Below are 13,813 nucleotides of genomic sequence, written 5' to 3' on the forward strand. Positions count from 1 at the left end.
ATATCGGCAGGGGGTATTTCCTTAAAAGGATATTGAAGCATGACATACGAAGAATTTTTGAAAGAGAAAATCGCAATTGCATCATCAAGCGGTTTTTCTGTAGCCGAAAATGACATACATCCTATTTTAAAGCCTCATCAAAAAGATGCCGTAAAGTGGGCAATCGCCGGAGGCTGCCGTGCAATATTTGCAAGTTTTGGGCTTGGAAAAACAATCATGCAACTTGAGATACTCCGCTTGATTTTAGCAAGAGAAGGTGGCAAGGCGTTGATTGTAACACCTTTGAATATCGTTGACGAATTTTATCACGATGCGCAAACATTGCTTGATAATCTTCCTGTACGCTATATTAAAACACAGGAAGATATAGAGGTTGCAAGTGAAGCAATTCTTATTACAAACTACGAGCGGGTGCGGGACGGGAATATCAATCTTGAATCGTTCACTGCATGCAGTTTAGATGAAGCATCTGTTTTGCGCTCTTACGGCTCTAAAACGTATCAAGAGTTTTTACCGAAGTTTAAAAATATACGCTATAAGTTTGTTGCAACAGCGACGCCCTCTCCGAATAAATATAAAGAGCTTATCCATTACGCGGGCTTTTTAGGCGTAATGGATACCGGTCAAGCTCTTACCCGTTTTTTTAAACGGGATAGCACGAAAGCTAACAATCTTACACTTTATCCGCATAAAGAAAAAGAATTTTGGATATGGGTTTCCACGTGGGCGCTTTTTATTACAAAGCCTTCTGATGTCAATCCTTCCTATTCTGATAGCGGCTATAATTTACCGGCGCTCAATGTTATCTATCATAAGGTATCGGTTGATGATGCAACAGCCGGATATGAAGATGACGGGCAAGTAAAAATGTTTCGAGATGCCGCGCTCGGTTTAAAAGAAGCATCGAAAGAAAAGAGAGACAGTATCAGCGATCGAGTAGCGCAAACACTTCAGATAGTGCAGGCCGCCCCTGACGATCATTTTATCCTCTGGCATAATTTAGAAGCAGAGAGGCACGCTCTTCAAAAAGCCTTCCCTGATGCAGGTTTTGTGTATGGCAGTCAAGATCTTGAAAAGAACGTCGAAATTACGAGGGCGTTTAAAAGTGGCAAATTGCAATATCTTGCAACTAAGCCTGATATATCGGCGCAAGGCGGCAATATGCAATATCATTGCCACAAATGTATTTTTGTCGGTATTGATTATAAGTTCAATGATTTTATTCAAGCCGTACACCGCATCTATCGGTTTCAACAGTCTCATCCGGTTGAAGTACATATTATCTATACCGAAAGTGAACAAGCGGTATTAAAGGCATTAGAGGAGAAATGGGAGCAGCATAAGCATCTTGTATTCCAGATGACAGAGATTGTCCGTAAATACGGATTGTCTTCAATAACACTTGCAGAAAAGCTCGCTCGCACCATCGGTGTTGAAAGAAAGGTCGTTGAAGGGAAATGTTTCAAAGCGGTGTTAAACGATAACTGTATCGAGCTTCCTACAATGGCAGATAACACGGTTGATCTTGTTGTTACCTCAATTCCGTTTAGCAATCACTACGAGTATACCCCGACATATAACGATTTCGGACACAACGAAAATAACGAGAAATTCTTTCAACAGATGGATTTTCTCACTCCGCACCTCTTGCGGGTATTAAAACCCGGGCGACTTGCCTGTATCCATGTCAAAGACCGTATCTTGTTCGGTAATGCGACCGGAGACGGAATGCCGACAGTGGATCCTTTTAGCGACATGACAGTATTCCATTTTTTAAAGCATGGGTTTCGCTATATGGGGCGCATTATTATCACCACCGATGTCGTACGGGAAAACAATCAAACCTATCGGCTCGGATGGAGTGAGCAATGTAAAGACGGTTCAAAAATGGGTGTAGGATGCCCTGAATACATTCTGCTTTTCCGAAAGCTCCCAACCGATACGACGAAAGCATACGCAGATACGCCGGTACAAAAGACGAAAGAAGCATACAGCCGCGGCCGCTGGCAAATTGATGCGCACGCATATTGGAGATCAAGTGGTAATAGGCTCGTAACACTTGAGGAATTAAAAGAATGTCCGGTATCCGATATGCAAAAATTGTACCGGCGCTATTCAAAAGAACATATTTATGACTACAGCGAACATGTCCGGCTCGCAGAAGAACTGGACGAGGCACGGAAACTCCCGGCTTCATTTTCTGTTATTAGCAACGCTTCTCCAAGTGAGTATGTATGGGATGATGTCAATCGTATGTATACGCTCAATAGCGAGCAGTCTCGAAAAGCGCTGAATATGCACATTTGCCCGCTGCAAACAGATGTCGTTGAACGCCTTATTGAGCGATATTCAAATTCAGGTGAGGTTGTCTACGATCCGTTTGCGGGCCTTTTTACCGTGCCGTATATTGCCGTAAAAAAAGGCCGCTATGGTATTGGGCATGAGTTAAACGAGATTTCATTTAATGATGGCGTTGCGTATTTGAAAGAAGCTGATATTGAAAAGACAGTGCCAACGCTTTTTGATTTTGATGATTTTAAAATTGCAAAATAACGGAGCTTCAATATGGCGGAAAGTTTTATCTTTTATGAAACCTTTTCAAAACAATTAAAACTATTAGACAAAGAATTGCGCTATCAGTTTTATGAAGCGATTGTTGAATACGGGCTTTATGGTACGACGCCTCATTTTACGGGGCTTGAGGCGTGTGCATGGCTTCCAATACAAGAAGCTATCGACAATGCCAAAGCCCGCCGCATAAAAAACACCGAAGACGGGAAAAAAGGCGGACGGCCTGAAATACCGCAAGAAATACAGCAGGCAGTCTGTGAAGATTTAGAAGCAGGGATGACGCAAAAAGAAACCGCTGAAAAACATGGAGTATCACAACAAGTTGTATCAAAAATTAAAAAAGAGGTTTATGGTACCACGTACTATAAACCCTCGTCAAATACCACAAACCTTGATGTAGATGTAGATGTTGATGTAGATGTTGATGTTGATGTAGATGTTGATGTTAATGGTGATGGTAATGAAATAGTATCCCCGCCGGAAGAACCGGACGGGGGTGTAAAGCCTTCGCCTGTTAAAAAAACACAAACAATTCCGGAACAAGCGGAGCGTTTAGCGCACCTACTCTATGACCTCCACCGGCAGGTAGATCCTCACTTCACTACCAGTCAAAAGCATATCGAGCAATGGGCGAGAGATATCGAAAAACTCAACCGTATTGATAAACGCAGCTATGAAGACATTGAAAAAGTAATCCGTTGGGCTAAAACGGCGGGGAACTTCTGGTGTCCAAATATCATATCCGGTTCAAAGCTGCGAGAAAAATATCCGCAGGTATTTTTGCAAATGCAACAGCAATACACCCGCTCCCCACCGGAAGGAAAGAATAAGCGATTCGATTGCAATGTAACCGGCACTCAAGAAGAGATGCCGTTTTAAGCTCAAGGAGGAATTATGCGCACATGTGAAATAGAGCAAGCAAAAAACTATATTCCGCACTTTCGCGGCAGAGAGGAAACCTTTCACTGTGAAAAGCATGGAAATGTGCAGGTAATGCACCTAGAAGGATCGACCAAGCCGCCTAAATGCCCTGTGTGTATACAGGAGCGTGAAGAACAAAAAAAGAGAGAAGAAAAACTTGAAGAGCAGCGAATAAAAGAGCTCAAAGCAATGGGCATCCGCGACAAATATTTTAACGAAAGTTTTATCACGTATGAGCCGCAAAATGAAAAAGCAGCGAAATATCTTCACGATCTTTATGAGCTTGCCAAAAAATCCGCGCGATACATTCGTGCTGATGTACGGTAATAGCGGCACGGGCAAAAGCCACCTTGCAAGCGCGGCGGTTGTGCTTAACAACGCGGAATATACAACATGGCAATTCTTAGACTTGAGAATTCGATCGACGTATAACAGCTACGCGGCAAAAAAAACAGAATACCAGATGATAATGCACTATTGCACTATTCCGTTTCTTGTTATCGACGAAATCGAGAAAGGAAAGAACGAAGAAGCGAAAAGCAACTGCTTATCGCTTATTTGTCGTGAACGGCACGAACGCAATCGCCCGCTCTGGCTTGCGGGTAATTGTAATTACGAGTGGGTAAAAGAAATGCTTGATAGCTCTGTAATTGATCGGCTAAAAGAAAAGGGCAAGTCGTTCAATTTCGACTGGGAAAGTTACCGACCGAAGCTACGGGAAGCGGAAGCGATTTAGAGAGGAGGAGAAAAAATAAAATGCTAACTTTTCCACTGAAAAAAGAATGGTATGAAAAAATCAAAAGCGGCGAGAAAACAATAGAGTATCGGGAAATAAAACCGTATTGGACGCGAAGGATTTCCCTCACTGTTTTAAAATATGGGGAACATCATTGGGATTTTGATAAGAAGCCACATATCTTTGATAATTTTCCTGCCCCCTGTATTTTTCGCTTAGGCTACACAAAAGAAAGGCTAGAAGCGTGGATTACAAAAATTGAGGTTGTAGACGGTAGAGATACGGATTTACACATAGATAAACCGGTGTATGCCATACATATCACTAATGTTACGGAGGTAAAACAATGACAATCGAAGAAATGAAAGCAAAAGGGTTTAAGCGGTATTCGGCGTATATCAAAAAACTGATCTATACAGAGGAAATTGAAGTATGGGCAAGGAACATTGAAGATGCCTATAAAATATTTGAATGTTCCGCTGATGAGATCTTTGATTCTTGCTTTGCAGACCGTGAATATACGGAAGTTCTAGGGCTGGCTGAATGTGAAGGAGATCTTCCAATAAAAGCTGACGGACAAGGGGCGTTCGCTCGTTGTAACGAAGATTTTTACAAAAGCGAGGAGGAATAAACAATGGAATTTGACAAATCGAGAGTATACACCGTGCTTAATGCGGATGAGTTACCGATTGGGAGTAAGTGTGTTTTTGCTGATACGGTAAAGGCTTTGCGCGAGGAAGTAGAAACAGGAGACACGGTAGATGTTGTACGAAAATTCACCGGCCTATACGGATGCGTCGAAGACTACGGCGATATTCAGTTTTCTGATGGATTTTATACATATAATTACGCCTATCTCATCGAACCGCCCGCCGAACCTAAGTACAAGCCGTTTGAAAGCATTGAAAAAGCGATGGAGGCAATAAGGAAACACGGCGGGTGGATAAAATCAAAAACAACCCAAGGATATTTTTTAATTGGAGCTTTAAAATCAAAAAAATTTACTATTATTGGCCACGAATACTGGGAGCCTTTTTCTTTTCTGTTGGAACATTATGTTTTTGCCGACGACGGCAGCCCCTGCGGGGAATTGGTGGAGGAGTAAAAAATGATTAAAACAGAAACAAGAATGATGCCCATAGAAGAGCAAATATATTACTGCGATTCCTGCGGTGATAAGATAGGCTCTAGCGCAGATCTAAAAATAAAACGCTGCCAAGAATTAAAAACAACATACAGGTATCGGGATTTTTTAGGTGATACCTGGGGAGAAAGAGATATGTCTTACTATCTTTGCTGTTGTTGCTTTGATGCGTTGCAAAAACATCTTGTCAAAAAACCAAACAGTAAGAAAGGATTGAAGGATATTTTAAAATGAACAAATAAATCTAAAAACATCCTAAAAATCCGCATCGAGCATGACTATAAGGGTATGACATACAATGTTTTATCCGCTCAAAATGCATTTCATAAATCCGAAATTCCGAAGGGGTAGGCATGGGCGGCAGAAAGAAAAAATCTTAGAGCTTATCGCAGAACTTGAAAAATTTACAAACGTCGTGCAAAAGAAAAACCTTGCACGGCTACTAAAATAAAGAGGAGGTTTTTATATGAAAAATATATTTGATCAATTTGTAACAATGGCATTGATAGCATTTGCATTAGTACCACTCGCTATATGGAAGTTGGTTGATATTATTATATGGATTATAACACATATTTCTATTAGGTGGCATTAAATGAAACTCACTAAAAAAGAACGGGAAGAAATCCGTACTATGTTTGACGGCCGGTGTGCCTATTGCGGAAAACTGCTATCCGATAGATTTTGCGTAGACCACGTAAAGCCGATTTTTAGAGGCTTGGATGAAAAACCTGCAATAGCCGGAGAGGATGTAAAGGACAATCTTTTTCCATCCTGTCAACGGTGCAATTTGCATAAGCATACATTAACTCTTGATAAGTTTAGGGAAGCAATTAAACACCAAGTCGAAATTCTAAAGGAGAGGGATTATAACTATAAACTTGCCGCCGATTTTGGGCTGGTAAAAGAGACTGGAAATGATGTTATTTTCTGGTTTGAAAAATACAAAGGGAAGCAATATGAATAACTTAAATTCATTGCTTATTGAAGGAATAGTTGGAAGTAATCCTGTTATCACCACTTCTAAAAAAGGTACACCGATTTGTATTTTCACGCTAATTTCAAAATGTACTTTTCAAGAGATGGATACTCCACAAGAAGATACGATAGAGATGACGGTTGAGGCATGGGCGCGAGTCGCAGAAATATGCGATAAATATTGCATGAAAGGAGACTCTGTTAAAATTATCGGACGGTTGAAACAAAATGCAACAGATAGCAAGGCTACAGTAATAGCGCATAGTATTGAGTTTAGACCGATAGTAAGAATATAACTTAGGAAAAAGGATGGCAAATAAATGAATATCGGAGATATGTTTTATCTTGAATGGCATAAACGCCGTTTAACCTTATACGATGTCGCTTGTAAAATAGGGTGTTCTGCATTGCATCTCTCTCAAATAGAAACAGGTAGAGTATTGCCATTAAAACGCTATAGTTTATCTAAACTCTGTGAACTATATGGATTAGATAGAAATGAAATATATCGGCTTGCCTGTGAAGAAGCAGAAAAGAAACAAAAAGAAGCACAATCGCCTCAAAAACAAACAGGTTCGGTAACGTGCAAACATTCCGACCGGCTGCTTTTGGGGCGTGGGTATGTTACGCATTTAATCAATCACGGATAACGCTATGACATACGGATATATTAGAGTAAGCACCGATAAGCAAACACTGAAAAATCAAAAATTTGAAATTACTAATTTTTGTAAGCGTGAGAAACTACAAATAGATGGATGGATTGAAGAAACTATCAGCGGCAGCAAAAACTACAACAAGCGTAAACTGGGAGAGCTTTTAAAAGTAATCAAAAAAGATGATTTAATCATCTGTGCAGAGCTTTCACGCCTTGGACGTAATTTGTTTATGATTATGGAAATCTTAAATATCTGCATGAATAAAGAGTGCAAAGTATGGACGATTAAAGACAATTATCGTCTTGGGGATGACATACAAAGCAAGGTCTTAGCCTTTGCTTTTGGATTAAGTGCCGAAATAGAGCGTAATTTAATTAGTCAGAGGACGAAGGAAGCGCTTGCGCGCGTTAGAGCTGAGGGTAAGCAGATTGGGCGAATAAAAGGTTCGCATAATTCTTATACAAAATTGTCAGGAAAAGAAAACTATATACGCATCAAATTATCTGCCGGATGTACAAGAGCAAGTATCGCAAAAGAATTACATGTTGATAGAACAACACTATATCGTTTCTTGAAAATACAAAATGATCAACCGGATGAGGCAATCACATGAAAACAGACGCAAGCGTAGAAATTGTCCGATGGCAGGGCAACGAATTGACGGTACGGCTGCCCGGTGAGATTGATAAAAAGCAGATGGATTTTTATATTCAGCATCGCAGGGAGCTGTATAAGCGAAACATGAAAAAAAACAAACGCCCCTTTCATTATCCGCTTATTGAACTGCTGTTATCCGACAAGTACAAAAAACGCACCACGGGAAAAAATTCACAAAATACTAAGCTGCACGGTATGATTCGCGCCATTGCCAACGATACGGGTAATGATTTTGAAATGGTAAAGTATGTCATAAAGCAGAAAGCAATGAATGAACTGGGCTATCCTACAATGCGCGGAGACGATGGGGAACCGGTATGGAACGCGTTATTGAATGAACCGTTTCCACAAAGTGAGGCGGATTGCACAACGGTTGAAGAAAGCCTGTTGATAGAAGCGGCGTATTTAATCGCTGCTGAAAACGGGATTGTATTAAACTGATTTGCGTTACGCACCTATAACAGTAACAATAGAAATATGAGGAGGTTTAGACATGAAAACTAAACTTATTTTTATAACCATTTTGGGACTTATTCTGTTTGGTGTGCTGTTTATGCAGTATGGACACGTTCCTTCTATTGACTGTATAGGGGCGGCGGCTATATTAGCCGGAGGGGGTGTTGCAGTCTATGACTGCATAAAACGTCAGAACAAAGCGGCATTAATACCTTTGGCAATAAGTATCGTAACATTCATCATAACAGGATTTATACCGTTTGAAGGTTCAGTTTTAGTAGCAACTTTCGGTTTTATTGCATTGGGTTTGTACATCTACCTAACAGTTATTTTAAACCGCCGAAAGATCTCGACTGAAAAAACACTAACATAATTTACTGCCCCGTCGGGTTTCGTCTCCTTTTCCGGCGGGGCGTTTTTTTTAACGAGAGGCTAAACAAATGAATACAGTGTCCCTTTTTGAAAATGAAAAGTCGGCAGCAGAAAAAACAATGACGGTAAAAGAAGTCGCAGTTGTTTTAGGAGTAACGGAACGTACTGTACAGCGGCATTTAAAAGCTATTCGAGAGAGCCTCGACAACGTTGTCGAGGTGAAAAACGGAATACAGACTTCCATTACCGAAGCGGAAGTAACATTGATTAAGAAAAAAATAGAAACAAGCGGCCGTAATGATATAATCGTGCCGTCAGCATTACCAAAAACCAACCTTGAAAAACAGCTTTTAATCCGTCAAGCAATGCAATTACAGAATGAAATGATTGCGGAACTGGAAGCGGAAAACGAACAGCTGAAAATTAAGAATGCCGAAGCAAAACCAAAAGTGGAGTATTACGATACGCTCATTGAGCGGGGGAACTCTACCAACATCCGCACTACTGCAAAAGAATTGGGCTTTTCTGAAAAGCAGTTTATTAAACAGTTACAGCTTGACCGGTTTTTATATCGTGATAAACACAATCAGTTATGCCCTTACGCTGAATATGTACAGAAAGGCTATTTTGAAATGAAAGAATGGCAGCACGGACAAAAGAGCGGTATACAGACGCTTATCACTGTTGCCGGCAAACAATACTTTCTCGGTAAGTACAAAAAGGCGGCATAAAAGATGAATAAAACAACAGAAAGCAAAACAGAAAAAGGCAAAGGAAAACAAACGGATTCGGCGGTAGAAAAGACAGGTCTTATCCATGCTGAACGTTCGGATAGACCGCTTTTAAAAGGTCATATAACACACTTAATAAATCATGGATAAGCAATAATGACAATAAAAGAAACTCGCCTCTATGTGTTTAATCGGGCTGGTTGGAGATGCGCTGTATGCGGCAAAAAAATAGACTGGAACACGGGACAGCTTGCGCATCGAATACCAAAGACAAAGAGCAATATAAAACAATACGGATTATCCGTTATTGACCACCCGTTTAATGTACGGGCAACGTGCTCATTACGCTGTAACGCAGCGGTATTGATTGGTAATAGTTCGATAGAAAAGCAGCAGCTTATCGAAGCGATTAAAAGGGAGATAAAAGAATGAGCAGAACAAAGGGATGTCTAAACAGTATGAAAACCGATACAGTGCGTATTGTCAATCTTTTAAAAACAGCTGTGCCCGATGGTCTTACAAGTGAAAATATTCGAGCAGAATTGAAAATCAGTACAAAACAATTCCATTTGGCATTATATATGCTGCGTAATGCGCCTATAGGATACGACAGAGAAATCGACAATAAATACTACTGGGTTGGAAGATAAAAATGTTTCGTAAACCGCACAAATACAATGTTGTAAGCAAAGAACGCCGAACAGCCGACGGCATCACGTTTGACAGTATGGCAGAGATGAATCGATATCGTGAGTTGAAAATGCTTGAAAAATCCGGCGTAATAGCAAGCCTTGAGCTACAGCCGAAATTCTTACTTATTCCGAAAACCGAAAAAGGCGGCAGGGCGGTTTACTACAAAGCTGACTTCAAATACGTCAAAAACGGCAAAACCGTATACGAAGATGTAAAAGGCGTAAAGACTGAAGTATACAAACTCAAGAAAAAACTGCTATTCTACAAATATCCTGATATTTGCTTTTTTGAAAATAAAGTGTGAGAAAAGATTAGAAACACTTGACAATATGCGCATAAAATAAGTATAATATTAGTATGAATGAACGAATGCAAGCTATAAAAGAATTGGAAAAAGCTGGATATGTTTTTAAACGGCACGGCGGAAATCACGATATTTATTGCAATGCTGAATTAAAATGCTCTATTCCTTTAAAACGGCACAGTTTCAACAAAAATGACTTGCGGTACATTCAAAAAGAAATTGAACAAGGAGCGAAAAAATGAAATATGCTTATACTGCAATTTTTACAGAAAAAGATGGTACTGTGTATGCGCGTGTTCCTGATCTTAAAGGCTGTATAACGACCGGTAGAGATTTACAAGATGCCATAGAGCAAATCGAAGATGCGATGGCAGCATGGTTATGTGTGGCAGAAGATGAACAATTTGAAATTGCCAAAGCGACACCGCAACAGCAAATAACACACAAAAAAAATGATATACTCTCAATAATCAGAGCTGATACAACTCGATATCGGGCTATGGCTGAAAACAAAGCGATCCGTAAAAATGTAACGCTGCCTGCTTGGCTTGCGGAAGCGGCGGAAAATGCAAACATCAATTTTTCACAAGAATTACAAAGCGCATTAAAACAACGGTTGCAGATAGCATTGTAATTTTGTGTTAAAAATAGTAAAAATGAGATTATGCAGGCATTAGAACAAAAATATCAAATTGATATTAGCATAAAAGGAACAGGTGTCCAACTCGTTAAGGATTTAGTATTACAACACTATCCGCAAGCCCATATCAGAAATATTGAAGAAACCGATGATGAGCTTGAAAAAAGGGAAGATATAAAATTATATAAAAACCTAAAATCAAAAATAGCACCAGGTGATAAGGTGGCTGGTTATAGAGTTCGTGCAGGACTTTCTATTACTGAATTGGCAAAACTTACAGGTATAAGCCATACCAATATTTCAGCAATGGAAGCAAACCGGCGGGTAATAGGCTTACGTGTTGCACAAAAGCTTGCAAAAGTTTTAAATTGCAATTACACGGATTTGTTGGAAGTATAGCGCCCATCTATCTTTTATCTTAATTCTCAATTATGAAAGGCTGTTTATCAGAATTGATAAGCAGCCTTTTTTGTGTTACGCATCCTTTTTATGATAGTCTATTTCCATAAAAGGATATAAGCATGAGACTGGAAATCATCAACATACAAGCAATAAAACCGTATGAGAATAATCCGCGTAAAAACGAGAGAGCAGTAGAAAAAGTTGCCGAAAGTATTCGACTGTTTGGTTTTAAGAATCCTGTTATTTTGGATAAAAACAATGTCATTGTGTGCGGACATACGCGGGTAAAAGCCGCTGAGAAACTTGGTATTATCGATATACCCTGTCTTTATGCTGATGATCTTACCGAAGATGAAATAAAAGCATTCCGCCTCATCGATAATAAAACATCCGAATACTCCCAATGGGATTTTGATAAGCTGGGATTAGAATGGAACGAAGACATTGCCGACATGCTGGAGGGTTTCGATTTTAATATCGGTAATGTTGACGATTACAGTTTTGCTGAAATGGATATAAACGAGAACGGACTTGAGGTAAAGAAAAAGGCGAAGCAAGGCGGTGGTAAACGGAAGATACCGCTTACGGAAGAAGAATACAATGCATTAAATAAGCAAATTGATGATTATATCGGCGAGAACGGCGTTGTTTTCGGTTTTATAAGGAGCTTACTCAAATGATTGAAACGATTACGATTAAAGATTTACGACCGGCGGCATATAATCCCCGTCTTATTCAGGATGATAACTTTGAAGAATTGAAAAATAGCCTTCAAACACTTGGTATTATTATTCCTATTTTGGTAAACAAAAAGAACATGACTATTATTGCTGGGCACCAAAGAACAAAAGCGGCTGCCGCAATTGGGGTTGATCGTGTTCCGTGCTTTATGTGTGATGATATAGGAATAGCTGATGAGATATTTTTTAACCAGATGCACAACGGAACCGACAGGGTTTTTACAAAAGACAACAAATACACTGGGGCCGAGGTACGAGAAAATGAATTTTTGACAATAAATGCGCAAGACTTTTCAATTCAAACAAGCAAACCGTTTTATGTAAAAGAAATTTGTAACTTAATGCTGCGGTACGGTAATATTTTTTCTGCGGTTATCTGTAATGGTATTATATACGATGGTGCCGATTACATTAAGTCATGCCAATTGTTAGGGTATAAGGCAAATATCTTTTTTGTTCCGAAAGAAAAGCAAAAGGATGTTGAATACTTTTTCTCAAAAAGCTACGGAGAATATTCATACGAAAAGCTTGAAAAACGGACGTTTGTACAGGGACTCGCGCAAATGTACCGTAATCCGAATGGAAAAGAATATAAAAACATCGTAAAAGAAAATAAAAGCGTTCTATATGAAAACTATGTTATTCCATACATAGTAAAACATCCTAATGCAAGCATTCTCGATTTCGGCTGTGGAAAAGGCGGCTATGTCAAACTTTTAAAAGAGAGAAAATATAATATTCGCGGCGTTGAGTTTTATAATCATAATGTAAAGAGTATCAATGTCGGTTTGGGACATAGGCAAATTGACGAATTTATAGCGTTCATCAAAGATAACGGATTATTTGACATTGTAGTTTGCGACAGTGTTATGAACTCTGTTGACAGTATGGATGCTGAAATTGCCGTATTACGGGTGTTAAACATTGTAGCAAACGGAAAAATATTTATCAGTGGCAGGCGGGTTGAAACTATCTTGTCTAAAGTAAATGAAAAAGCTTCTACTCACACCAAACGAAATTTCTATTTTTTGGATAAAGATAATTTTCCGGGGTTATACCGACAGGGGCAATGGTTTTATCAACATTTTCATACAAAAGAAACATTTCAAAAATCATGTGAGAAAGCTGGATTAGAAATGTTGCTTTTTGAGCATAAATACTCTTCCGGATGCTGGGCAGCGATATTAAAGCGAAAAAGGAAGCTTACAGAAAGCGAAGCAAAAGCGGCTATTGATTTTGAGTTTGATCTTCCATTACCGAACGGAAACTCATATCAAAGAAATAAAGAGGTATGGGAGGTTCTTAAAAAATATTATGCTTCCTCAAATAATTAGCGAATTGCCAATTTCTACAGGTATAATATTCTTTTTTATCCGCATTTTTAAGCGAAGTATCAATATCTTCTTGCGATATTGGCAATTGTTTTGCATTTTCAATAACAACGTGAATACCATTGCTTGCGTAGTCAATTACATCCCCTTCACTTTGCTCAAATGCAAGATGAAAGTTTTTACTCCAATTATAGGGACTCGCAACTCCGCAGAGGTAAAAAATGTCCGTTGCACATTCGTTTAATTCTGCATTTTCAAGGTTAGTAACTGTCGGTGATACTTGCTTTGAGTACACACCTTTAAAACATCCGGCACAATGTACTGAAAGACTGATGCCGGTTATGTACTTGAGCCACAGATACCTGAACTTGCTTGTAACTGTGAGTGTTTTGATTTTTACCATATTCTCTACCATCCTTAGTAAGCATATTGTATCATTTTTGATAAGTTTTATCAATGTACGAAGGTAAAAAATCAT

At 39.3% G+C, this 13,813-nt stretch carries 25 protein-coding genes; 24 read left to right on the plus strand and 1 reads right to left on the minus strand.

The annotated features are described in order from the left end of the window. Positions 1-39: 39 nt before the first annotated feature. The 24 genes from GWP43_RS04635 to GWP43_RS04750 all read left to right on the plus strand — a co-directional run bounded on the left by GWP43_RS04635 (position 40) and on the right by GWP43_RS04750 (position 13,338). Positions 40-2,553: a DNA methyltransferase gene (locus GWP43_RS04635; protein ID WP_162663071.1), complete on the plus strand. Its 2,514-nt coding sequence runs from the start codon at positions 40-42 to the stop codon at positions 2,551-2,553. Between the two features lie 12 nt (positions 2,554-2,565). Beyond that, the gene (locus GWP43_RS04640; RefSeq protein WP_162663073.1) at positions 2,566-3,450 is read left to right on the plus strand and encodes a DUF6291 domain-containing protein; all 885 of its coding nucleotides are present in this window, start codon (positions 2,566-2,568) and stop codon (positions 3,448-3,450) included. A gap of 15 nt (positions 3,451-3,465) precedes the next feature. Continuing rightward, complete coding sequence (locus GWP43_RS04645) at positions 3,466-3,819, plus strand: hypothetical protein (RefSeq protein WP_162663075.1); 354 nt, start codon at positions 3,466-3,468, stop codon at positions 3,817-3,819. Beyond that, a complete protein-coding gene (locus tag GWP43_RS04650; protein WP_162663077.1) occupies positions 3,737-4,228 on the plus strand; it encodes a P-loop NTPase family protein in 492 nt (163 codons plus the stop codon). Before GWP43_RS04645 ends, GWP43_RS04650 begins: the two co-directional genes overlap by 83 nt. A 20-nt stretch (positions 4,229-4,248) precedes the next feature. Beyond that, complete coding sequence (locus GWP43_RS04655; protein WP_162663079.1) at positions 4,249-4,578, plus strand: hypothetical protein; 330 nt, start codon at positions 4,249-4,251, stop codon at positions 4,576-4,578. Beyond that, on the plus strand, positions 4,575-4,859 hold the full coding sequence (locus GWP43_RS04660) for a hypothetical protein (protein ID WP_162663081.1): 285 nt from the start codon (positions 4,575-4,577) through the stop codon (positions 4,857-4,859). Before GWP43_RS04655 ends, GWP43_RS04660 begins: the two co-directional genes overlap by 4 nt. A gap of 3 nt (positions 4,860-4,862) precedes the next feature. Continuing rightward, a complete protein-coding gene (locus tag GWP43_RS04665; protein WP_162663083.1) occupies positions 4,863-5,333 on the plus strand; it encodes a hypothetical protein in 471 nt (156 codons plus the stop codon). Between the two features lie 3 nt (positions 5,334-5,336). Continuing rightward, positions 5,337-5,606 carry a hypothetical protein gene (locus GWP43_RS04670; RefSeq protein WP_162663085.1) on the plus strand — a complete coding sequence of 90 codons (270 nt, stop codon included), beginning with the start codon at positions 5,337-5,339 and terminating at the stop codon, positions 5,604-5,606. 361 nt (positions 5,607-5,967) lie between these two features. Continuing rightward, positions 5,968-6,339 carry an HNH endonuclease gene (locus GWP43_RS04675; protein ID WP_162663087.1) on the plus strand — a complete coding sequence of 124 codons (372 nt, stop codon included), beginning with the start codon at positions 5,968-5,970 and terminating at the stop codon, positions 6,337-6,339. Continuing rightward, positions 6,332-6,646: a single-stranded DNA-binding protein gene (locus GWP43_RS04680; RefSeq protein WP_162663089.1), complete on the plus strand. Its 315-nt coding sequence runs from the start codon at positions 6,332-6,334 to the stop codon at positions 6,644-6,646. Before GWP43_RS04675 ends, GWP43_RS04680 begins: the two co-directional genes overlap by 8 nt. A gap of 24 nt (positions 6,647-6,670) precedes the next feature. After that, positions 6,671-7,000 carry a helix-turn-helix domain-containing protein gene (locus tag GWP43_RS04685; protein WP_162663091.1) on the plus strand — a complete coding sequence of 110 codons (330 nt, stop codon included), beginning with the start codon at positions 6,671-6,673 and terminating at the stop codon, positions 6,998-7,000. 4 nt (positions 7,001-7,004) lie between these two features. Beyond that, on the plus strand, positions 7,005-7,622 hold the full coding sequence (locus GWP43_RS04690) for a master DNA invertase Mpi family serine-type recombinase (RefSeq protein ID WP_162663093.1): 618 nt from the start codon (positions 7,005-7,007) through the stop codon (positions 7,620-7,622). Further along, complete coding sequence (locus GWP43_RS04695) at positions 7,619-8,107, plus strand: hypothetical protein (protein ID WP_162663095.1); 489 nt, start codon at positions 7,619-7,621, stop codon at positions 8,105-8,107. The genes GWP43_RS04690 and GWP43_RS04695 overlap by 4 nt, the downstream gene beginning before the upstream one ends. A gap of 52 nt (positions 8,108-8,159) precedes the next feature. Beyond that, entirely contained in the window at positions 8,160-8,495 is a 336-nt protein-coding gene (locus GWP43_RS04700; RefSeq protein WP_162663097.1) for a hypothetical protein, read from the plus strand. 67 nt (positions 8,496-8,562) lie between these two features. Next, complete coding sequence (locus tag GWP43_RS04705) at positions 8,563-9,225, plus strand: phage antirepressor KilAC domain-containing protein (RefSeq protein ID WP_162663099.1); 663 nt, start codon at positions 8,563-8,565, stop codon at positions 9,223-9,225. Between the two features lie 3 nt (positions 9,226-9,228). Continuing rightward, positions 9,229-9,375 (plus strand): hypothetical protein, encoded by a 147-nt coding sequence (locus GWP43_RS04710; protein WP_162663101.1) that lies wholly within the window; start codon positions 9,229-9,231, stop codon positions 9,373-9,375. 6 nt (positions 9,376-9,381) lie between these two features. Beyond that, a complete protein-coding gene (locus GWP43_RS04715; protein ID WP_162663103.1) occupies positions 9,382-9,657 on the plus strand; it encodes an HNH endonuclease in 276 nt (91 codons plus the stop codon). Beyond that, positions 9,654-9,875: a hypothetical protein gene (locus GWP43_RS04720; protein WP_162663105.1), complete on the plus strand. Its 222-nt coding sequence runs from the start codon at positions 9,654-9,656 to the stop codon at positions 9,873-9,875. The genes GWP43_RS04715 and GWP43_RS04720 overlap by 4 nt, the downstream gene beginning before the upstream one ends. A 2-nt stretch (positions 9,876-9,877) precedes the next feature. After that, a complete protein-coding gene (locus GWP43_RS04725) occupies positions 9,878-10,222 on the plus strand; it encodes a DUF1064 domain-containing protein (protein ID WP_162663107.1) in 345 nt (114 codons plus the stop codon). Between the two features lie 53 nt (positions 10,223-10,275). Then, positions 10,276-10,464 carry a type II toxin-antitoxin system HicA family toxin gene (locus tag GWP43_RS04730; RefSeq protein WP_162663109.1) on the plus strand — a complete coding sequence of 63 codons (189 nt, stop codon included), beginning with the start codon at positions 10,276-10,278 and terminating at the stop codon, positions 10,462-10,464. Next, a complete protein-coding gene (locus tag GWP43_RS04735; RefSeq protein WP_162663111.1) occupies positions 10,461-10,856 on the plus strand; it encodes a type II toxin-antitoxin system HicB family antitoxin in 396 nt (131 codons plus the stop codon). The genes GWP43_RS04730 and GWP43_RS04735 overlap by 4 nt, the downstream gene beginning before the upstream one ends. Positions 10,857-10,886: 30 nt before the next feature. After that, positions 10,887-11,261 carry a helix-turn-helix domain-containing protein gene (locus GWP43_RS04740; RefSeq protein WP_162663113.1) on the plus strand — a complete coding sequence of 125 codons (375 nt, stop codon included), beginning with the start codon at positions 10,887-10,889 and terminating at the stop codon, positions 11,259-11,261. Between the two features lie 122 nt (positions 11,262-11,383). Then, the gene (locus tag GWP43_RS04745; protein WP_162663115.1) at positions 11,384-11,944 is read left to right on the plus strand and encodes a ParB N-terminal domain-containing protein; all 561 of its coding nucleotides are present in this window, start codon (positions 11,384-11,386) and stop codon (positions 11,942-11,944) included. Continuing rightward, positions 11,941-13,338 carry a ParB N-terminal domain-containing protein gene (locus GWP43_RS04750; protein WP_162663116.1) on the plus strand — a complete coding sequence of 466 codons (1,398 nt, stop codon included), beginning with the start codon at positions 11,941-11,943 and terminating at the stop codon, positions 13,336-13,338. The genes GWP43_RS04745 and GWP43_RS04750 overlap by 4 nt, the downstream gene beginning before the upstream one ends. On the opposite strand, the gene GWP43_RS04755 is transcribed toward GWP43_RS04750, so the two are convergent. Further along, complete coding sequence (locus tag GWP43_RS04755) at positions 13,307-13,738, minus strand: hypothetical protein (RefSeq protein ID WP_162663118.1); 432 nt, start codon at positions 13,736-13,738, stop codon at positions 13,307-13,309. The genes GWP43_RS04750 and GWP43_RS04755 overlap by 32 nt on opposite strands. Positions 13,739-13,813: the final 75 nt, after the last annotated feature.

It is taken from the genome of Treponema vincentii (assembly GCF_010365865.1).
Classification (GTDB): domain Bacteria; phylum Spirochaetota; class Spirochaetia; order Treponematales; family Treponemataceae; genus Treponema.